The 21,924-nt window shown below is 37.0% G+C and carries 19 protein-coding genes; 11 read left to right on the top strand and 8 right to left on the bottom strand.

Annotation, left to right across the window (positions count from 1 at the left end; translation table 11 throughout):
• Nucleotides 1–10: 10 nt before the first annotated feature.
• Nucleotides 11–1,231, bottom strand: a complete 1,221-nt coding sequence (locus tag KO509_RS12100) for an Nramp family divalent metal transporter (protein WP_215973535.1) — start codon at nt 1,229–1,231, stop codon at nt 11–13.
• A 168-nt stretch (nt 1,232–1,399) separates the two neighbouring features.
• On the opposite strand from KO509_RS12100, the gene KO509_RS12095 reads away from it, so the two are divergent.
• Nucleotides 1,400–1,636 carry an FAD-binding protein gene (locus tag KO509_RS12095; protein ID WP_215973534.1) on the top strand — a complete coding sequence of 79 codons (237 nt, stop codon included), beginning with the start codon at nt 1,400–1,402 and terminating at the stop codon, nt 1,634–1,636.
• 227 nt (nt 1,637–1,863) lie between these two features.
• Here the strand turns inward: KO509_RS12095 and KO509_RS12090 are convergent, their stop codons facing one another.
• From KO509_RS12090 to KO509_RS12080, 3 genes are all read right to left on the bottom strand, one after another.
• Nucleotides 1,864–3,660 carry an acyl-CoA dehydrogenase C-terminal domain-containing protein gene (locus tag KO509_RS12090; RefSeq protein WP_215973533.1) on the bottom strand — a complete coding sequence of 599 codons (1,797 nt, stop codon included), beginning with the start codon at nt 3,658–3,660 and terminating at the stop codon, nt 1,864–1,866.
• Nucleotides 3,661–3,885: 225 nt separating this feature from the next.
• Nucleotides 3,886–5,868 (bottom strand): hypothetical protein, encoded by a 1,983-nt coding sequence (locus KO509_RS12085; protein WP_215973532.1) that lies wholly within the window; start codon nt 5,866–5,868, stop codon nt 3,886–3,888.
• Between the two features lie 241 nt (nt 5,869–6,109).
• Nucleotides 6,110–6,535: a DUF3010 family protein gene (locus tag KO509_RS12080; RefSeq protein ID WP_215973531.1), complete on the bottom strand. Its 426-nt coding sequence runs from the start codon at nt 6,533–6,535 to the stop codon at nt 6,110–6,112.
• Between the two features lie 147 nt (nt 6,536–6,682).
• Between KO509_RS12080 and KO509_RS12075 the strand changes: the two genes are divergently transcribed.
• Both KO509_RS12075 and KO509_RS12070 read left to right on the top strand, forming a co-directional pair.
• The gene (locus tag KO509_RS12075; RefSeq protein WP_215973530.1) at nt 6,683–7,408 is read left to right on the top strand and encodes an SDR family oxidoreductase; all 726 of its coding nucleotides are present in this window, start codon (nt 6,683–6,685) and stop codon (nt 7,406–7,408) included.
• A gap of 15 nt (nt 7,409–7,423) precedes the next feature.
• Complete coding sequence (locus KO509_RS12070) at nt 7,424–8,320, top strand: amidohydrolase family protein (RefSeq protein WP_215973529.1); 897 nt, start codon at nt 7,424–7,426, stop codon at nt 8,318–8,320.
• Nucleotides 8,321–8,331: 11 nt separating this feature from the next.
• Here the strand turns inward: KO509_RS12070 and KO509_RS12065 are convergent, their stop codons facing one another.
• Together KO509_RS12065 and KO509_RS12060 are read right to left on the bottom strand one after the other, a co-directional pair.
• Nucleotides 8,332–9,507 carry a mandelate racemase/muconate lactonizing enzyme family protein gene (locus KO509_RS12065; RefSeq protein ID WP_215973528.1) on the bottom strand — a complete coding sequence of 392 codons (1,176 nt, stop codon included), beginning with the start codon at nt 9,505–9,507 and terminating at the stop codon, nt 8,332–8,334.
• A 126-nt stretch (nt 9,508–9,633) separates the two neighbouring features.
• A complete protein-coding gene (locus KO509_RS12060; protein ID WP_215973527.1) occupies nt 9,634–10,404 on the bottom strand; it encodes a class II aldolase/adducin family protein in 771 nt (256 codons plus the stop codon).
• Nucleotides 10,405–10,568: 164 nt separating this feature from the next.
• Here KO509_RS12060 and KO509_RS12055 point away from each other — a divergent pair, with 164 nt between their 5' ends.
• Nucleotides 10,569–11,345 carry an NRDE family protein gene (locus tag KO509_RS12055; protein ID WP_215973526.1) on the top strand — a complete coding sequence of 259 codons (777 nt, stop codon included), beginning with the start codon at nt 10,569–10,571 and terminating at the stop codon, nt 11,343–11,345.
• Between the two features lie 26 nt (nt 11,346–11,371).
• On the opposite strand, the gene KO509_RS12050 is transcribed toward KO509_RS12055, so the two are convergent.
• Nucleotides 11,372–12,676, bottom strand: coding sequence for a sigma-54-dependent Fis family transcriptional regulator (locus tag KO509_RS12050; RefSeq protein WP_215973525.1), 1,305 nt, complete (start codon nt 12,674–12,676; stop codon nt 11,372–11,374).
• Between the two features lie 410 nt (nt 12,677–13,086).
• On the opposite strand from KO509_RS12050, the gene KO509_RS12045 reads away from it, so the two are divergent.
• From KO509_RS12045 to KO509_RS12015, 7 genes are all read left to right on the top strand, one after another.
• Nucleotides 13,087–13,641: a MarR family transcriptional regulator gene (locus KO509_RS12045; protein ID WP_215973524.1), complete on the top strand. Its 555-nt coding sequence runs from the start codon at nt 13,087–13,089 to the stop codon at nt 13,639–13,641.
• Nucleotides 13,642–13,718: 77 nt separating this feature from the next.
• Complete coding sequence (locus KO509_RS12040) at nt 13,719–15,305, top strand: cytochrome ubiquinol oxidase subunit I (RefSeq protein ID WP_215973523.1); 1,587 nt, start codon at nt 13,719–13,721, stop codon at nt 15,303–15,305.
• A 10-nt stretch (nt 15,306–15,315) separates the two neighbouring features.
• Nucleotides 15,316–16,470: a cytochrome d ubiquinol oxidase subunit II gene (gene cydB / locus KO509_RS12035; protein WP_215973522.1), complete on the top strand. Its 1,155-nt coding sequence runs from the start codon at nt 15,316–15,318 to the stop codon at nt 16,468–16,470.
• Between the two features lie 55 nt (nt 16,471–16,525).
• Nucleotides 16,526–16,651, top strand: coding sequence for a cytochrome bd-I oxidase subunit CydX (gene cydX, locus KO509_RS12030; protein WP_215973521.1), 126 nt, complete (start codon nt 16,526–16,528; stop codon nt 16,649–16,651).
• 85 nt (nt 16,652–16,736) lie between these two features.
• Nucleotides 16,737–18,527: a thiol reductant ABC exporter subunit CydD gene (cydD, locus tag KO509_RS12025; RefSeq protein ID WP_215973520.1), complete on the top strand. Its 1,791-nt coding sequence runs from the start codon at nt 16,737–16,739 to the stop codon at nt 18,525–18,527.
• Nucleotides 18,524–20,305 carry a thiol reductant ABC exporter subunit CydC gene (cydC, locus tag KO509_RS12020; RefSeq protein ID WP_252727536.1) on the top strand — a complete coding sequence of 594 codons (1,782 nt, stop codon included), beginning with the start codon at nt 18,524–18,526 and terminating at the stop codon, nt 20,303–20,305. Before cydD ends, cydC begins: the two co-directional genes overlap by 4 nt.
• Nucleotides 20,306–20,323: 18 nt before the next feature.
• Nucleotides 20,324–20,929, top strand: coding sequence for a DUF3365 domain-containing protein (locus KO509_RS12015; protein WP_252727535.1), 606 nt, complete (start codon nt 20,324–20,326; stop codon nt 20,927–20,929).
• A 36-nt stretch (nt 20,930–20,965) separates the two neighbouring features.
• Here KO509_RS12015 and KO509_RS12010 read toward each other — a convergent pair whose 3' ends face one another.
• Nucleotides 20,966–21,733: a Crp/Fnr family transcriptional regulator gene (locus tag KO509_RS12010; RefSeq protein WP_215973519.1), complete on the bottom strand. Its 768-nt coding sequence runs from the start codon at nt 21,731–21,733 to the stop codon at nt 20,966–20,968.
• Nucleotides 21,734–21,924 lie beyond the last annotated feature (191 nt).

The raw sequence follows: 21,924 nt of genomic DNA, 5'->3' as shown, positions 1-21,924 counted from the left end.
CTCTAAATTTTTATAAAAAACCAAACGCTGACATTAAGCTTCGACCACTTAATAGTAATGAAACAAGAACAACGATTGCCCCAAGGGTATTTTGCCAAATATTGTTTTTATGCTCGCCGAGCACCTTAGTATTCATTATCCATAATAAAAAAATTGTCACTATAGGAAGTAAAATACCATTGGCTATTTGTGCAAACCAAATTACGGCAATTGGCTTATAACCTAAGCTAGAGCCTAGTACTCCTAAAAATAGTACCACTATCCAAATAGCTTTAAAGCTATTAGAGTGTAAATCCTTACTCGAATTTAAAATCCCGCTCAAGGCAAAGGCTGCCGCTAATGGCGCGGTAACTGCTGACGAAATTCCAGAAGCAAACAGTCCAATACCAATAAAAATACTCGCCATATCACCAAACAAGGGCTTTAATGCCGGTGCTATATCGGCTGCTGACGTGATTGAGACCTGCGAACCAAAAAAAGCAGTGGCGGCTGTAGATAGAATAGCCATAGAAATTAAGCCACCAAGCGGAAGTGAGATATACAAATCTTTTCTCGCTTGCGGTAAGTCAGCAATGGACTGCCATTTTTTACTCACACTTGAAGCATGTAAGAATAAATTATAGGGCACAATAGTTGAACCAATTAACGCAATCACAGTTAATGTAGCACCATCAGGTATAATTGGTTTAAATAAACCTGACAATAACACCATCACATCGGGTTTTGTTAACAAAAAGGTGATAATGAACGCTAAACTCATTATTGACACTAACAAAATAAGTGCTGTTTCAATAAGTTTATAGCTACCTGAAATTAATAAGAAAAAGGCAATAGCACCAATGAGAATTGAAAACACTGTTTGAGCAGAACTAAATTTTACACCTATGTCTTCAAAAATCCCTACCAGCCCTAAGCTAGCACCAGAAATATTACCACTTTGATAAGCACTATTACCAACCACAATAGCAGACAAAACTAAGGTAATAGCCAAGCCTCTTAATAAAGGATTTGTACACGCTTGACGGATATTCTCACCTAAACCTTTTTGGGTAACGATACCCAAACGAGCAGTCATTTCTTGTAAAATTAACGTCGCAAGGACTGAAAATAGCAATGCCCATAATAAAGCGAAGCCATAATCAGCACCCGCAATAGAAGCGGTAATAACTGTGCCTGGGCCAATAAAGGCAGCGGTGACTAAAAATGCAGGACCGATTTGAGGAAGTTTCATTGTTATTCATGATCTTTGTTATTTATTTTGATCACAGCATACTTATTATTTCAAAAAATAAAACAAAAAATCGTAATACTTTTTACTAAAATTCCCTTGATCATTAATCTTGAAATCATCAATAATTTAGCTCATGGCGGTCTGACCTAGTTTGTAGAGGAAAGCTTTATGAATAATTTTGATTTTATTATTATTGGTGCCGGCTCGGCAGGATGCGTGTTAGCTGACAAATTATCCACTTGTGGTAAATATCAAATTTATTTATTTGAAGCCGGCCCTAAGGATAGTCACTGGAGCATTCATATGCCAATAGGGATTATCGAATTAATCAAAGATAAGATTCGTAATTGGCAATTTCACTCTGCACTTGAATCATCACAAAATAATACCAGTTTCATTAATTAGGTGAACAATTTTATACGTAGAAAAATTGACAAATACGAGGCATTTATTTCAATAACTCGTTGTGCTAATTATTAAATAACGATGTAGTTGGTGATTGTAGCAAGTAGAAATGATCACATAGCTAGTGAGATTGGTATAATAGATAAATATTAGTCGTATAGTGGCTATATTAATACAAAAAAGGGAAGCATATAGCTTCCCTTTTTTAGATAACACTGCAGATATACTTAGAAAATAAATTCTTCACTATCTAATGCCATCATTGATTCAGCACCATTAGCTACACAAGCTGCATGGCCGTTTGCTCTTGGTAAAATTCGTTGGAAATAGAAACGTGCTGTTTTGATTTTAGCTTGATAAAAAGCTTTATCGTCATCACTAGCCGCTAATTTCTCTTGTGCTACTTTCGCCATTTTCGCCCAGAAATAAGCCAAGGTTAAATAACCTGAGTACATCAAGTAATCTACCGATGCAGCACCAATTTCGTCAGGGTTCTGCATTGCTTTCAAACCTAAGGTTTCAGTCATTTTCTGCCAATCACCACCAAAGGTCATAATAGGTTGAATGAATTCTTGCATCGCTTCATCGCCGGCATTGGCAACACAGAATGCGGTAACTTCAGCGCCAAACGGCTTCAATATCTCACCTTTCGAGCCTAAAATCTTACGTGCTAATAAATCAAGTGCTTGAATACCGGTAGTACCTTCGTATAAGCAGCTAATTTTAGTATCACGCATTAACTGTTCCATGCCCCACTCTTTAATAAAGCCATGACCACCAAATACTTGTACGCCATGACTTGTACATTCTAAGCCTAGTTCAGTTAAGAAGGCTTTAGCAATAGGTGTTAATAACGCTAATTTACTTTCGGCTATTGCTTTTTCAGCTTCATCTTTACTTGCATGACCAATATCAACTAATTGCGCTAAATAACCAATTAATGCTCGGCCACCTTCAGCAATAGATTTTTGTGTTAGGAGCATACGACGAACATCTGGATGAACGATAATAGGATCGGCTGGTCCGTTTGGATTTTTCACACCTGATAAAGAACGCATTTGTAATCTATCTTGAGCGTAAGCTAATGCCCCTTGGAAAGACGCATCTGCTGCTGCAACCCCTTCACTAGCAACACCTAAACGTGCAGCATTCATAAAAGTAAACATGCAATTTAAACCACGGTTAATTTCACCAATTAAATAGCCTTTTGCGCCATCAAAATTGATCACACACGTAGCGTTCGCATTGATACCCATTTTGTGTTCAATTGAACCACAAGTTACCGCATTTCTATCGCTGACTTCACCAGCGTCGGTTACATTGAATTTAGGCACTATAAACAATGAGATACCACGACTTCCTTCTGGAGAGCCTGGAATTCTGGCGATAACTATATGAACAATATTGTCAGATAAATCATGCTCCCCCGCTGAAATAAAGATTTTTGTTCCGGTTATCGCATAGCTACCATCATCATTGAGCTCTGCTTTTGTACGCAACATACCTAAGTCTGTACCACAATGAGGTTCAGTTAAACACATAGTGCCTGTCCAAGTACCTTCAACCAATTTAGGCATAAAAGTATTTTTTTGAACTTCGCTTCCATGCTCTTCAATTGTTGCTAAAGCACCATGACTTAAGCCGGGGTACATAGCAAAGCTATGGTTAGCAGCAGAAAAAAATTCATTTAACGCAGTATTCAATGAATGAGGTAAACCTTGTCCACCAAAATCAACGTTTTGTGCTAATGTTGGCCAACCACCTTCAACGTACTGCTGATAAGCTTCTTTAAAACCATCAGGAGTGGTTACTACGCCATCATTCCAGGTACAACCTTGCTCATCACCAGTTTTATTAATAGGTGCAATAACTTGCTCGGTGAATTTAGCAGCTTCACTCATAATAGCATCAACCATATCAAGGCTAGCATCTTCATAACCTAATTTTTGATAATGACTGTCGCAATCAAGTAGTTCTTGCATGACAAACTTCATGTCTCTAATCGGTGCTTTATATTCTGGCATAGTGCTTCTCCAATATTTATTTTTGTCAATTTATAATAGCTGACACAAATGGTCAGTGGTCTGACCTCAAACAGTTGTTTGATTAAATCATGTTCTTCACTTTTTTGAAAGAAGATTTTCGTCCATATTGACTGTTTTTTATACGTACTGGTTATTAGCCTACGCTTAAGAAACAAAAAAGGAGCAAAATGCTCCTTTCATAATTAGAATAGTAAAAGAATACTATTAGGGAATAGTGACTAGCTCTATTTGAGAATCAAGCTCACCATCACTTGACGAATCAACATAAATAATTAAACGTTGATCATCTCCTGATAACCTAAGGTTTGCTGGCTGACTTCCTTGAGTATAGGTGGTCGATGAAATTGTTTGGTGGTTATCATAAACATCTAAGTAGAAGCCAAGTTCATTAGCACTATTAAATCTGTAATAATTTGGCTGATCATTACTATTTTTAACTAACGATAGTGTCACAACACTTTCGCTGGCTTCTAATAAACCATTATCGACAAAGTTATCACCATCAAAACTGATCCATTCGCTACTTTGACTAAGCGCATAAATATTCGCTTCATCACTCGTCACCATAAAATCGAAAATAACCTGGTCATCAGCTAATAATTCTGGATGATACTCATGCGTTAACGAAACTGAGACTTTATCATCACCAAAGTCATTTACTTGTGGAATATAGCGTTTAAAGCTTGCCGTACTATTATCTAAAGCAAACAGTGTATTAGCTTGAGACGCGACAGCTACTTTACTGACAAGAAACGCATTGGGAGCATCCCAAAACAGTACATTAAGATTTTCATCCGCAAACTCAAATGCTTGTGTTATGACAAAATAACGCCCTGACAAACGAACAATAGCGATTGGTTCACTAATGATGTCTGTGTCAATAATTTCAGTAATGCTGTAATCGTCAAGTGAAACACTATAGCGATGAACCACTTCAGTGCTAGTTTCATCTTCTTGTGTCACTATTTCAGTGGCTTTTACCAACAAATAATCACCATTGGGATGTATGATTAATTGCTCGAGGATAGTGCCTTCTGGAGATATTTCTACACTGGATTCAAGCTCACCAGTATATTGATGGTAAGTAAGTAGCTCATTTCCTACACCAAGATAAAAAACAGGCTTTAATGGGGAAGTTACGATTTCACTACTATTGATAGCCAACGGCGTAATAACGTTATTACTTACATCTTGGCTACTGTTATAAAAATTGATAGTAATCGTTTCACTGATCGCTGCTATACCGGAGTCAGCAGAAATAGTCACTTGAGCCGATGAATTATTATTCGCTGATGCAAGGCTCGCATCAGCCGTTATTGTTAATTGCTCATTATTGTCTTTTGTTAACGTCAGCCAATTCGCGTCAGTTGTCGCTGTCCAGCTAATATCTAAATCAGCATTATTACTAACTGATACCGTTTTTTCTAATGTTGAAATACTATTGGTTGCACTTAAGGCCACTGCAGTTTGATCGGCAAGTAAATAAACATTATCTAACGCCACTTCTACTGGCACTAGCTTTATTTCACCTGAATCTATATCCGTTAATATAATATTACCTTGTTGTAAACCTGGCTCAGTAAATTCACTGATATCAGGAGTGACGACTATTTCTGTTTCACCAATGCCAGAGGTAATATCTAATGACAACCAGTCAACATCGGTACTTGCTGTCCATTCTTTCTCTTCAGTTAAGATAGAAATACTTTGTGCAGGAATAGTTTCATCACCAAAAGTACCGCTATAGCTAACTTTTTCAGTATCTACCGCTAAATTCCAAATTAGTAACGAAATATCAATATCATGAAAAGCAAACTTACTCGAGTCTTCATTACTTGTCGCTAATCGTAATGTAGTGTTATAGGTATCAGTAAGTAAGAATTGAGCATTAATAACATCAATAAAAACAGTGGCTGAATTCTCGGTAACGTTTTCAGTTCGATATTCTAACCACGGCGCAGAAATGGCTTCAGGAGAAAAGCCGACTAAAACACCGTCACCAACAAAACTTACATTTATTGCAATGCTCTCTGTTGACTCTTGTAAAAACTCATTACTAAAACTCACTTCACTTACATCAGCAGAAATAGAAAAAACAGTTTTATCTTCTGAGCTGCCACAAGCTTGAAGCATAATAACAGTGGTTAGTAATATTACTTTATAAAGTTGACGCATTGGTTCCTTCATAACAATTCCTAAAGCTAACACCTAAAGTTAAGTGGTTTTTATTATTTTATAATAGCTACGTAGTTGATTCAGAATTCATCATTTAATTTTAAATCACTTGATGTAAGTTAGGTTCGAGGCTCGATCAAAGAACTAATATAATATTCTAGACAAAAAATCGAGATTCTCTTCCATCCTACAAAGACGCAAATTTTTTATTTATATTTTACAAAAGTTATCATACTAATAATGATAAAACTATTTAATGGCCTTCTAAGAAAGCAAATACAGTTTCAAAAGCCTGCTCTTGATATTGTTTTAAACCTGTATCACGAAAGTCGATATCTATTTGGCTTTTTGACAGTTCTTTTTTAATAAAGCTACCGGCTAAAATTTGCACATTAAGATCTTGTATTAATTGGATTGCCGCTTCTACTTTGAAACCAATAGGTCCGCCAGCAAACTTACCTTTTAACGCGCGTCCTCGAATAATTACATCGGTTACTTGATAATCTTCCATTAACTTAGCAAACGTAAATTGGAATTTCTTTACTTCTTCCGCATCACCCGCATTATCTAAGGCTAATTTTTGTACGCGTGTATGAGGAATATCATACAAGCTATTTTCTTTGGACATAATACAAATGATTGCTTCATTGCTTTTTATTTCTACACCACATGCTTTCATAACAAATTCTCAACTGACTTAATTACTGCCATTATAACGAAATAGCAGGCAGAAGAAACGAAATAATAGTTAGAAGAAAATGGAAGTCACTTAACGATAACGGTATGATTTAATTTCAAAGCGTGATTAACAACAAAGTGAAGATTAATGAAAAAGGTTTGTATTATAACTGGCGGCAGTTCAGGTATAGGTTTAAGCATAGTTAAGTTATTTTTAAAGCATGATTATCTAGTTTTCAATCTAGATTTAACACCTTCAACATTAGGCGAGTTTTGTTTATGTGATGTTACTAATATTGAACAAATCACTAGTATTATTAGCCAAATAAGCCAACTGCATACTATTGACGTACTAGTGTCGAACGCAGGTATTCACTTTTCTGCGAACATTGAAAATACTAGCGAAGCTGATTTTGATAAGGTAATCGGCATCAATGTGAAAGGTGCATTTGCGGCAATAAAAGCGGTGTTACCTAATATGAAAAGTAATAACAATGGCGCGATTATATTAATGTCTTCTGATCAAGCTCTCATTGCTAAGCACAATTCTTTTGCTTATAACTTAAGTAAAAGTGCGCTTGCTTCCATGGCAAAAACAACCGCATTAGATTACGCTCAGTTTAATATTCGAGCGAATGCTGTCTGCCCTGGTACCATTGAAACACCGTTATATCATCAAGCTATTGACAATTATTGCCAGAAATCTGGAGCAGATAAAGCAGACGTTCATCGCGAAGAAGCAAGCTTACAGCCACTAAACCGCTTAGGACAACCTGACGAAGTGGCTGAATTAGTATTCTTTTTAGCTTCAGATAAAGCTAAGTTTATTACAGGAAGTTTACAGGTTATTGATGGTGGTTACACAGCACAATAGCTTAGAGCAGAAAACATGAAAATTATTGACCCACATCTGCATTTATTCGACTTAGCACAAGGTGATTATCATTGGTTAAAACCGGATCATCCGCCTTTTTGGCCTGATAAGTCTGCTATTAATCAAACCTTTGAAGAAAGTGATTTGGCCCTTGAGCCTACGTTTACGTTAGCTGGCTTTATTCATATTGAAGCAGGGTTTGATAACTCCCAACCTTGGCGAGAATTAATCACTTTAGAGCAAAATTGCAAACAACCTTTTCGAGCGATAGCTGCGATTGATTTAACACTAACTAACCAAGGATTTAATGACTGTTTAACAAAACTAACCGCCCTACAATCTTTTGTTGGGGTTCGTCATATATTAGATGATGATACGCTGCCATTACTAACAAACAAGCAAGTATTAACAAACTTCAGCCAACTTAATAATGCTGCTAAACAGCAAAATAAAACACTGATTTTTGAAGCACAATTATCATTAATTAATTCAACCTCAGTAAGTTCGTTATGTGATGTGATTAATGATAATGCTAATATTTCCTTTATTATTAACCATGCAGGCTTTCCCCCAACCGACATACAAAGTGTTGAATGGCAATATTGGCAAAGTAACTTGCTTAAACTATCGAGCTATCCTCATGTTGCAATAAAATGTTCCGGCTGGGAGATGAGTGACAGAAATTATAATCAAGCTTGGCTTACTCAAAGCTTAACAATAATTTTCGATATTTTTGGCCAAAATAGAATGCTGATGGCTAGTAATTTTCCGCTATGTTTGTTCAGTCATAACAGCTATCAAAATTATTGGTATTCGGTTATCGAGAGTGACTTTATTCAAGCATTATCAGCGCAAGAAAAAAGCGCATTGTGTTATGACAATGCGCTTCGTTGGTATGCTATAAGTTGTTAATAATTTAGCAATTATTTAATAGTAACATGTGGTGAACGTTTCACTATTTCATCATTCAGTTCAATGCCAATTCCCGGCACTTCAGTTACTTGAAAGAAGCCATCGACTGGCTGAGGATCTTGTAAGCATAATTCACGGTTCCAATCTTTAATTGCATAAGTATGATGTTCATGAATTAAGAAATTAGGAATCGCAGTTTCTAAATGCAATGATGCTGCCGTTGCTACTGGGCCACCACATACATGGGCTTGAATACGAATATCATAAACATCTGCATAATCGCACACTTTTTTAGCTTCAGTGAAGCCGCCACACAAGCCAACATCAGGTTGTAAAACATCAATACTTTGATCTTCAAAATAAGGACGCACATCCCAGCGATGATACAAACGCTCTCCACCAGCAATAGGTACATTCACATTATCAGAAACTTTTTTATGAACAGCAGAATTTAAGTAATTTACCGGCTCTTCGTACATCATACAATCAACTTCTTCGACAATAGCGCCCATTTGAATGGCAGAAGCAGCCCCCATAAGTGAATGAGATTCAAAAATTATATCAACATCTGGTCCAACTGCGTCACGAATAGCACGTAATCGATCGCCAAAAAGGCGCATTTGTGGTCGAGTAAAAAGCTTGGTTCTGTCAAATGAAGAACTACCATCTTTGTTATACACAATCGGGTCAACTTTAACCGCATCATAACCTTCACTAACCGCTTTTAAAGCAGCTTGTGCATATTCTTCAGGCTCAATAAGTTTTTTAATATCGCTATCCCAATCAAATTGTAATTGGCTAGCATAGGTACGTAACTTGTCATTTACTTTACCACCCAATAACTGATAAACCGGGACGCCTAATGCCTTAGCTTTTATATCCCACAAAGCAGTATCTATTGCACTCATCGCTGAATACAATACAGGTCCGCCACCTAAGCCCCAAAAACTTTCTCTGAGCATACGTGACCATAACAATTCAGTATTAAAAGGATTAAAACCAATTAACACCGCTTCCGAAATTTCTTTCAGCATTGCTGCTGCTGCGCTGTGCCCCCAATCATAAGCCAAACCAGCTTCACCAACGCCACTTATCCCTTCATCAGTATGAATACGTACAAAAACAGGATTCCACGCAGGACGTTTGGGGCAATGAATATCAAATACTTCAATATGAGTAATTTTCATTTTTATCTCTTTTAATAAGTTTATTTATCTTTATCTTTATCTTTATCTTAAAACTAACGACTAAACCACTAACTACCAGCGTTAAGCTGTATGATTCAATTTGAACGAAAAAGCACGGAATTGACGTTAATCAGCAAAATCTGGATATTTGCGATACACTCGACGTAACATTGCTGGCCAAGCAGTTTCACCACCGGTTTTTCCTGTATGTACAATATTAGCTTGTGCTTTAATGCCATCAATAATACTTTGCGGCGCATAAATAGGTTTCATATCTGTTGCCATTACTTGTAACTGTATTTGGCATGCTCGCGTTAAGTCATACATATGCATAAACGCATCACCAATGGTTTTGCCCATGGTCAGTGCACCATGATTACGCAGTAACATAAAGTTTTTATCACCTAAGTCCTCTTGAATCCTTAACTTCTCTTCATGATTAACCGCTAAGCCTTCATAACCATGATAACTGAGTGACGCAAGCGCAAACATCGAATATTGACTTAAAGGTAATAAACCTTCTTCCAAGCTCGCTACCGCAATAGTTTCATTAGTATGCACATGCATAACACACATATCATCGTGCCGCGCTTCATGAGCAGCACTATGAATAGTAAAACCGGCAGGGTTGATGTCAAATGGGCAATCTTTATCAACAATATTACCGTTAATATCAATTTTGACTAAATTAGATGCGGTTACTTCTTCAAAAGCTAAACCAAAAGCATTAATTAAAATATGTTCACTATCTGGAATACGTGCCGAAATGTGAGTGTGGATTAAATCATCCCAACCGTGCATTACCATCAATCGGTAGCAGGCAGCTAAATCAACACGCGTTTGCCATTCTTGTGCTGAAACTTTATCTTTTAAATTTATCGGGGGAATTTCGAACATGTTCATGACCTAGTTGCGTTCCAATATATAAATTGAAGTATGTACACTGTAATACACAGAGTACAATATGAGAATTTCTTTATATTGAATACTACCTGAGCTAACACTCGGTATAAAGAAAGAGTTATCATAAGTTATAATTTCAAATTAAAAACAACCTTAATATGTGTATTTTATTTTTTGCCATTAAAGAACACCCTAAATACCCAGTGATTATTTGTGCTAACCGAGATGAAGTTCATCAAAGACCAACCCAAATGATGCATTGGTGGCCAGAAACAAAGCAACAAGCAAGTATTTTAGCTGGTAAAGACTTACAAGCAGGCGGCACTTGGCTAGGGTTAAATAAACAAGGTCGATTTAGTGCGCTTACTAATTTTCGCGAGCCACAGTTATTTGATAAAAATAAACAATCACGTGGTGATTTGGTAACACAAGCATTAGCTAAGCAAGATCAAGAAATAAATAAACAACTAGTGAATACAGCACATCAGTATAATGGCTTTAACCTAGTGTTTGGAAAACTCGACAACCTCACCTACTTTAATAGCACATCAAAAAAACAGCAAACATTAACGACTGGCTTTCATAGTTTATGTAATGGCGACTTAGACGATATTTGGCCTAAAATGGCTTTAGGACAAGAACAGCTTGCTACGGCAATACAGGAGTCTGCTAGTCAACTTTTGAATATCAATAACTTATTCACCCTGATGAAAAACAATCAACAAGCCGAAATAGAGAAATTACCTAAAACGGGGGTTCCATTAGATTGGGAGCAACGCCTTAGTTCAATTTTTATTGTATCGCCAGAGTATGGCACTCGTACTACCAATATAATCACCCAAGACAATCAAGGAAATATTTCTGTTTATGACAGGAGTTATGATGCTCAAGGAAAATGTGTAAAAGAACAGCAATTCTCTATTCCAGCAACATAAATTACTTAAACGATGCATGCGTTGACTCACTTAGGTAAAGTATATTCTCTGATATTCAACTGATGTTTTTGTAATTTTCGATAAAGAGTTCTAACGCTTACTTCTAAATTATCAGCAATTATTTTTGGTTGATTACCATATTTGTTTAATAGCTCAATAAGATATTTTTTCTCATTGGATAGTAAATTAGCAGGGTGATCTTCCACCTTAGTTGCATTAGTAATATGCTGAGGCAAGTGTTCTATATTAATGAATTCGTCATCACTTAATAAAGCACTTCGCTGTACAATATTTTTAAGCTCTCTGATATTACCCGGATAGTGATAATTTGACAGTTTAGTTAATGCTTCTGGTGAAAACATTTTTGATGAAAACTCACTTTTTGATAATAAATGTTCGGCTAATAACGAAATGTCTGACTGCCTTTCTTTTAACGTTGGTAAACGAATAGGAAACCCTGCAATTCGATAATATAAGTCTTCACGAAAAGTGCCTTCTACCACCATTTTTTCTATATTTTTGTGGCTAGCGCAAATCAGTCTAAAGTTAGCCTTTTTCTTATCAATACCCCCTACACGTCGATAATAACCTGTTTCAATTAAACGTAGTAACTTCACCTGTAAGTTAAGCGGGACGTCACCTATTTCATCTAAAAATAAAGTGCCATTATTTGCTAAGCAAACCAAACCTTTTTTACTCGTATTGGCACCGGTAAAAGCCCCTTTTTCATGGCCAAACAACTCAGATTCAAATAACGATTCACTTAAGCCAGTACATTCAACCTCTATAAACGCTTCATTTTTTCGTTTACTCGCCTGATGTATTGATAACGCGACAAGCTCTTTCCCTGTACCGGTGTCGCCTTGTAGCAACACACTAATATTACTGCTGGCGCTGCGCGTGATCATTTTAAGCAAATTTTGAAAAGGCTGACTTTTACCTATTAGCTTTCGATCACTACTGACACTGCTAGCAAAATCAATTTTTTCTAATATTTCTAAAAAGCCAATGGTTATTCCGTCATTATTTTTAACGGGTTTCATCAAAATACTACAATAAACATCGCCTAACTCGGTTCGATGAATATGTAACGCTGAGCTATTTTTATCGGTTATTTTACAAGATGATAAAGGACACGTTTCACCTTGCTGATCACAAGGTTTAGTTGCATTGTGCGAGACTTCATAGCATTTACTCTTTCCCAGCAATACTTCTGTTTTATAGGTATCACGATAAGCTTGGTTGACGGCCTCTATTGAGTAATCATTGGTAATGTAAATAGCTGGTTTTTCAACAGACTCGATAATTGCTTGAATTGTTTGGTGTACCACTTCGCCCCCTTAAGCCAAAATTGTCACAAACTCTCGCCATTTAATGTCATTTATGACTCAATTAAAAGCAGATTATTATAAAAAACGATATTTACAGCTTAATACACTGTTTTAAAAGTGTTTATTTTAACGTTATTCTTTGGCACTTATATTGCTATTCATATTACTGAATATACAAGCATGATACTGCTATAAGTAATTAATGTTAAATATTCATCGCTAATAACAAGCACTTTTGATCAGAGTAACTTAAGCTAAGAAATAGCATTTTTACTCTAAAATTCAAGTACTTTTAAAGTTAAATTCAGTATGTGGGATAAAATGATGATGAATATTTTTAATTTGATCTGGATCAAACGTTCAAAACGTTTTAAACTTTCAGAAATTATTGAAACTTTATTTTTAAGTCTATGGAAATTTCAGAGAAAAACCAGTCATTCGTTTATCACTTTGGTGAAATGGGTAGTAAATGGGGCTTCAATCGTACCGTTGGGCAAATGTATGCCTTATTGGTGATTACTGACAAACCAATTACCGCAAACGATCTGGCAACTACGCTTAATATTTCTCGCGGCAATGTCAGTATGGGTATTAAAGAACTACAGTCATGGAAATTAGTACAAGTTACTCATGTACCGGGCGATCGTAAAGAATACTACAATGCTATTGGTAGTGTGATGGACATGGCGAATATTGTTTTTGAAGAAAGACGTAAACGTGAAGTAGATCCGACTCTATCATTACTACGAAATTTACTACTAGATACGCCAGAAACCGATAGTGAAATATATGCTCAGCAACGTATGAAAGACATTCATGACTTATTAGAAATGATCACCAATTGGGCTGCTGAATTACAAAAACTAACCCCTGAACAATTAAATACGCTAATGAAATTAGGAACAGGTGTGACCAAGATATTATCAGTTAAACAAGCCTTATTTTCTAAAAAGCAAACTGAATAAATAAATTTAGAACAACCAAACACCATCGAGACGTTAAATAATGTGTTGTGCAATAATCACGCAAGAGAGAAATCAATATGATCAATGAAACCTTAGTAGAGCTATCGCGGTGGCAGTTCGCTGTTACTGCCTTATTTCATTTCTTGTTTGTCCCTTTAACCTTAGGGTTAACGTGGATCTTATTTATTATGGAAGCCGTTTTTGTTATGACTGGCCGCGAAATTTATCGTGACATGACAAAATTTTGGGGCAAGCTATTTGGCATCAACTTTGCCATTGGTGTTGCAACTGGGCTAACCATGGAGTTTGAGTTTGGTACCAATTGGTCTTATTACTCACATTATGTTGGTGATGTCTTTGGTGCTCCATTAGCCATTGAAGGTTTAATGGCATTTTTTCTTGAATCCACGTTCGTTGGGATGTTCTTTTTAGGCTGGGATAGATTAAGCAAGCGCCAGCATTTAATCGGCACCTTTCTAATGGCATTAGGAACCAACATGTCAGCTCTATGGATATTAATTGCCAATGGCTGGATGCAAAACCCTGTCGGTAGTGAATTCAACTATATGACAATGCGCATGGAATTAGTTAGCTTTAGCGAAATAATTTTTAACCCCGTTGCTCAAGTTAAATTTATTCATACTGTAGCAGCAGGCTATGTAGCAGGCGCAATGTTTGTTTTAAGTATTAGCAGTTATTATCTACTTAAAGGAAGAGATGTTGCTTTTGCTAAACGCTCTTTTTCTGTCGCTGCCGGCTTTGGTCTTGCCGCAATACTATCAGTAATTCTTTTAGGTGATGAGTCAGGCTATGAAGTTGGCGAAGTACAACGCGTTAAACTAGCTGCTATTGAAGCCGAATATCATACCGAACCAGCTCCTGCAGCGTTTACCCTAGTAGGTTTACCTAATGACGAAACCATGGAAACGGATTATGCGGTAAAAATCCCGTATGCATTAGGCATAATTGCTACCCGCTCTTTAGACGGTGAAGTTATGGGCTTACGTGATTTACAAAAAGCCCATGAGCCTAGAATCCGTAACGGTATGGTTGCCTATGAATATTTAGAAAAACTGAGAAATGGCGAAGAAACCCCAGAAAATATCGCTAGATTTAACGAAACAAAGCATGATCTTGGCTACGGCTTATTACTGAAACGTTATACTGATAATGTGGTAGATGCCACTGAAGCACAAATACAAATGGCAGTTAAAGATTCAACCCCTTCAGTTGCTCCCATTTTTTGGGCGTTCAGAATAATGGTTGCCTGTGGTTTTACGATGTTACTGTTATTTGGCTTAGCTTTTTACTTTAACGCTAAACGACAAATAGAAGAAAAACGTTGGTTATTAAAAGCCCTACTCTTCGCATTACCTCTACCTTGGATAGCAATAGAAACAGGTTGGTTTGTCGCAGAGTTTGGTCGTCAACCGTGGTCTATCAGTGAAGTTTTACCGACTTTCATGTCAACGTCTAATCTAGCAGTAAGCGACTTAATTTTCTCGCTAGCAGCCTTTATTATTGTCTATACCATTTTATTTATTATTGAAATGTATTTAATGATCAAATTTGCTCGATTAGGCCCTAGTGCTTTACATACAGGTCGTTATCATTTTGAAAAAGAATCCGTGTTAGCACCGGGTCTTCGCAGCCAAAGTTCTTAAGGGGAAAGACATGTTTGATTACGAAACATTAAAACTAATATGGTGGGGGCTAATCGGCTTCCTATTTATCGGTTTTGCTATTACTGATGGCATGGATATGGGCGTCGGTGGCTTGTTACCCTTTGTTGCTAAAAAAGATGTCGAGAGCCGTGTGGTTATTAACACTGTTGGGGCCCATTGGGATGGTAACCAAGTATGGTTAATTACCGCAGGCGCAGCACTTTTTGCAGCATGGCCTTTAGTTTATGCTACAGCGTTTAGCGGCTTTTATTTTGCTATGATGCTAACGCTATTTAGCTTATTTTTACGTCCGCTAGCATTTGATTATCGTAGTAAAATTGAATCTGAAAACTGGCGTAGTAATTGGGATAAAGCATTATTTGTTGGCTCTATGGTACCGCCATTAGTATTTGGTGTTGCTTTTGGTAACTTATTACAAGGTGTGCCTTTTAGTTTCGATGAGTTAATGCGTGTTACTTATACGGGCTCATTTTTCGCTTTATTCACTCCTTTTACTTTGCTAACAGGTATTGTCAGTGTTGCTATGGTATTAATGCATGGTTCAACTTGGTTAGTGATGCGAACAGATGCCAAGGTTGCACAGCGTTCAGCGAATATTGGTCGTGTTGTTGCCGTGGTGTTATCACTCGCGTTCGTCCTAGCAGGCGTGATGGTGTGGCAAAGTATTGATGGTTATGTAGTAACAAGTAGTATTGATAAAATGGGACAAGCACAACCCACTTTAAAACAAGTAACCACAACCGCTGGTGCGTGGCTTCATAATTACCAAAACACCCCTGTATTATGGCTAGTACCACTTACCGGAATAATCATGCCCTTAATCGTTGCACTTTTCTTAAGTAATAAAAGCAACAGAATGACAGTAAAAGTTACTGCTTTTATTGCCAGCTCGGTGACGATTGTTTCGGTAATATTAACTGCAGGCATTGCAATGTTCCCATTTGTTATGCCTTCAAGCAGCCATCCCAATCACAGCTTACTAATGTGGGATACCGTATCAAGTGAAACTACGCTAACGCTAATGTTCACGGTAGTTGCTGTTTTTGTTCCTATTATTCTTGGCTACACTATTTGGTGTTATAAAAAGATGTGGCGTACGGTGACTATTGAAGAGATTGAGCAAAACAATCACAGTGCCTATTAATACTTAGTTGCTTAAATAGTTACTAAAAAGTTAAATAAATTTAGAGGAAAATGTTATGTGGTATTTCAGTTGGATTTTAGGTGTATTACTCGCCGTATCTTTAGGCATTATTAATGTTATGTGGTACGAAATGGAACAACATGTAGATAATGTTGCCGATGATCAAAATGGTGATAAATAGTCATCAATAATTAACCAGAAACAATATGCTTAGTACCAATATAATAGTGCTAAGCATACAAGATTCATGGTAAGCCAAGGACATTATGAGCGAAAAAACAACGCAACCAAAAAAGCATGTAAATAAATGGCTCAAAGCCCAAAAGAAGCACGCTCACGGCAAGTTGAGTGTCGCCATTGCTTTAGGATCATTAAATGGACTATTAATGATCTTACAAACAGCCGTTTTAGCTTACCTGATTGATTGGGTTATATTTTCAGAAAAAAGCACTCATTTATTTAATGATGCAAGTAATGAACTAGCCACTAATAGCACCATGTTTACTGGTTTTAGCATGGTTATTATTGCGTTAGTAGTGCTTATTTTTTGTCGTGCGGTACTTGGCTATTTTAGCGAATGCTATAGTCGCCGCAGTGCTATGAATATAAAAGCAAATATTCGTTCACGATTACTGTATCGTGTTTTTCAATTAGGTCCTTCTTTTGCGCAAACAAAAGGTAGTGCTAAGTTAGCGCATCTATTACACCAAGGAATAGATTCACTAGAAGATTATTTTGCTGGCTACCTTCCTACCATCGCCTATTGTGCCGTCATTCCACTAGCAATACTTATTGCGGTATTCCCTATCGATTGGCAGTCAGGACTCATTTTATTATTAACAGCACCTATGGTGCCGTTTTTCATGATCCTTATTGGTCACAAAGCAGAACAGTTAAACCAAAAACACTGGGCTAAACTACAACGAATGAGTAGTCATTTTCTGGATATTATTAAGGGATTAACCCAGCTAAAAATATTCAATGCCTCAAAAAGAGAAATTGCCGCCGTCAAAAAAATTAGTGATGATTATGGTGATCAAACGATGGGCGTTTTAAAAATTGCCTTTCTTTCATCATTTGTCTTAGAGTTTTTAGCGTCAATCTCAATTGCGTTAGTTGCCGTCGTATTAGGTTTTCGTTTGTATTATGGTGATGTAGATTATGTATTTGCCTTATGGGTTTTACTGCTAGCGCCAGAATTTTATTTACCCTTTAGACAGCTTGGCACACAGTACCATGCAAAAATGGCCGGTATAACCGCAGCGGAAGACTTGGTTGATATATTGAGTCAACCCGTGCCAGAAAGATCACTACAAACCACCTTTACCGCCCCTTTTACGATTAAACTTGCACAAGTCGAATTTGCTTATCCGCAGCGTAGTAATACCTTAAGCAATATAAACATTGAGCTTTCATCTCAAGGTTTATATGCCGTCATTGGTGAAAGTGGTTCAGGTAAATCAACCTTAACTGATTTAGTATTAGGCTTTATTACCCCTAATTCAGGACAAGTTACCATTAATGAGCAGTTACTCACCTCAGCTAACCGTGATAACTGGTTACAACATTGTGGCTGGATTTCACAACAAGCCCAAGTATTCTATGGTTCATTAGCCTTTAATATTGCAATGTCGGACGATTATCAAGAAGATCGCGTAAAAGATGCACTGCAAAAATCAGGCTTATCAAGCTTTGTACAAAGCCTTGAGCAAGGTATTAACAGTAAAATTGGTGAAGCCGGTGCTGGACTCTCAGGCGGACAAGCACAACGCTTAGCCTTAGCCCGTGTTTTTTACCATCAACCTAAGGTGCTGATACTCGACGAACCAACGAGTTATCTTGATCAAGAAACTGAAAAAATTATTACTTCCTCTATTAATGACTATGCAAAAAATAATATTGTGGTTGTTATTGCTCATCGTTTACATACGGTAATTGATGCTAAAAAAATTATTGTGCTTGAGCAAGGGAAAATCATCGAATCAGGTACACATCAAGAACTGTTAGCACATAATGGTTATTATGCTCAGCAAGTGCTTTTGAAGGGGAATGTATGAAGACTAATTTCTCACAAGCCGCAGATGAAAAAGCAAACATGAAAACCTTCATGCGTTTGCTTTACCTGCTAAAGCCGCAGCTACCTTTGATGTTACTTGGTGCGTTATTATCGGTAATTACCATTTTAGCGAACATTAGCTTATTAGCGGTATCAGGCTGGTTTATCACTCTAATGGCTATTGGTGGAGCCACAGGTATTACGGTAAATTATTTTACGCCCGCGGCTATTATACGGTTTTTAGCGATTGTTCGTACCGCCGGTCGATATGCAGAGCGTATGCTAACTCACCGAGCAACCTTTAATGCGTTAGCAAGCTTGCGTCATTATTTTTATCAACAACTTGAGCCTTTATTACCTTATTATCAAATGGACTTACGTTCAGGAGATTTATTAGCAAGATTACAGCAAGATATCGAGAACCTTGATAATTTTTATTTACGTGTTTTATTACCCATTATCGTTGCGTTAATATCGGTACCTATTGTTTGTTACACTTTAGCTACTTTTTCCACTGAAATTGCTTGGTTAATGTTAGCAGCATTATTAATTGTCGCCTTTATTTTCCCGGTGATTAGTTATGTAGCATCACTCAAAGACGCTCGTAAAACATCACAATTAGAAAGCCATCTAACCGAAGAGTTAGTCAATGGCATGAGCGCGATTAAAACCTTGCTAGTCTATCAAGTTAGCACTCGTTTTCAGCGCTCTATCGCCCATATTACTCAAGAATATTACGGTGTGCGTTATCGTTTAATACGTATTAATGCGCGTTTAAGCGCGATAACCTTCTTACTTATTCACTTATCAGCTCTGGCCTGCTTATTGATTTTATTACCCTATTTAACATCTGGTGAAATAGACAGTAAATCGTTAGTGGCTGCTATTTTACTAATATTAGTAAGCTTTGAAACAGTGAACAGTATGCCGTTAGCATTGCAACTACTTCCACAAAGCTTAGCCAGTGCAGCAAGACTATTCGCGATTATTGATAAGCCAAAGCCTGCCAATAATGGTGTTCAAAAAGCCCAACAAGGCGATATTCATTTTGACAACCTAACCTTTTGTTACCCTGAACAAAAATCAGCCAGTTTAACTAATATTAATCTTTCGATTAAAACCGGTGAAAAAGTCGCTATTATCGGCGCAAGTGGCGCAGGTAAATCAACGTTGATTAATTTACTGATGGGGTTTTGGCCAACAGGCTTAGCGCTACCATCAAGCAAGGGAAAAATAACATTAGCTGACACAGATTTGAGTTTAATAGAGTCAACTTCTTTGCGCCAAGAAATCGCGTTAATGAGCCAACAAGGCCATATTTTTGATGCAAGTATTGCAGATAATTTACGCTTAGCTAAGCACGATGCGACCTTAGAAGAAATGCGAAAAGCTTGTCAATCCGTGAATTTATTAGACTTTATTGATGAATTGCCTGATGGCTTGCAAACCTGGTTAGGCTCTACCGGTATAGGGCTTTCAGGCGGCCAAGTGCAACGCTTACAAATAGCTCAATTATTGCTTCGCCCTGCGAGTGTACTGATTCTAGATGAACCAACAAAAGGCTTAGATCGCATTAACGAACAAACAGTTATGGAAAATGTCTTAGCGCATGTTAACCAACATAATCAAAGCTTACTTGTGATCACACATAAACCACTTATGCTAGAAAAAATGGATAAAATTATCGTGATGGAACAAGGAAGCATTATCGCCCAAGGTAATCATAAAGAGCTAGCTAGTAACAATCAGTATTATCAAATGCTGCTTAATTATTTTTGATAAAAACAGAGGTTTACAATGAAATTAATCACTACAACAATGCTATTAACAAGCACGATCATAACTTTAGTTACCTTGCCTTTATTAGTAAACGCCAATGAAGTGACTAATAATATAACAGCATCTTCAAAGGATTCGCTTGAAGCGAGAGCATTGGTAAAAGCTTTTGGTAGTGATTTGAAGTCGGTATTAGTTTCTACCATGAAAGCAGAAGGACCAATAAAGGCATTAGAAGTCTGTAATACCGAAGCAGGACCTATTGCCAATAAGCACTCAGCGTTGTCGAATTGGACCATCGCCCGAACATCATTAAAAGTACGTAATACCAATAACACACCAGATAAATGGGAATCTACCGTATTAGCACAATTTGAACAACGTAAAGCGGCAGGAGAAAATGTGGCAACAATGGAATATTCAGCAATGGTACAAAGCGATGATAAAACCATTTATCGTTATATGAAGCCAATACCGACAGCTGGTGGTTGCTTAGTTTGTCATGGTGAAAATATAAGCAGTAATGTTGCTGATAAAATAAACGAGTTATACCCCCATGATCAAGCTACGGGGTTCTCTATTGGTGATATTAGAGGTGCCTTTTCTTTACAAAAAATAAGTGATTAACCCGCAATGGGCTTTTAACTTTACTAAAAAACTTAGCTAAAACGAGTCATCTAAAGGAGCATTTGGTAAAGTTTGCGTGTCATAGGCTGCTTTTTCTAATGCCTCTAAGTCTTTAATAATTAGCTGGTTACGCTTTTTATCTATAATGTCGGCTTTTTTCCAAAGCTGTAATTGTTTATTGATGACTTGTCTAACCGAGCCAGTCATTCGCGCCAATGTTTCATCGTTTAAGCCATTCACTAAATGGTGCTGATGTTCGGTCTCTTTTGTTCCCGTATAAAACTTAATTTTATTAATATGCTCTAAAATAATACGACTTAAACGCGTAGGCACATCATGCAGGATCAAATCACTCGCTTGCTGTTCTTTTTCACGCATTTTCTTCGCTAAATAAGGCATGAACTGTTGATTAAATTCAGGGTAAGTCCACAACCAATGTCGCATTGTCGTGAGTTTCACTGACAGTAGCTTTACCGTGGTTAATGGCGAAATAATCACATCGTGCGGTTGCTCGTCAAATAACACCATTAAATCAAAACAATCCCCTGCATAAAGCATATCTAACGTCGCTTCCCTACCCGTTTCTGGATTACTCTTCTTTATTTCTAAATGTCCGTCAATAACTACAAAAAAGCGCTTAGTTAGAATATCTGAATTAATGTAATCGCCCTTATACCATTCATTAAGCTGAAATTCTTGTTGGAAATCTTCAATCAGCTTGGTAGGTAAATCGGCAAACATATTCGCTTGCTTGACTAACACCGGACTGGCTTTTTGCGGTAAATGAGATGCTTCTTTTAACATAACCAAATAATACAGAACTTAAGTATGTTTTTATTTTAACGTGTTAGCGCTACATAGCAAAAGTTAATTCATAACGACCTAAACGACTATTAAATTGTAAAAGGAAGGTATGCAAGTATTTCGGCGATATATTTTCATCAAAAATTACACCAACCGAATAACACAAAGAATAGAACCCAAAGCAATACGAT

It is taken from the genome of Colwellia sp. C2M11 (assembly GCF_018860915.1).
Classification (GTDB): Bacteria; Pseudomonadota; Gammaproteobacteria; order Enterobacterales; family Alteromonadaceae; genus Colwellia.
The sequence above is the reverse complement of the archived record's forward strand: the minus strand, read 5'-3'. Positions and strand labels throughout refer to the sequence as shown.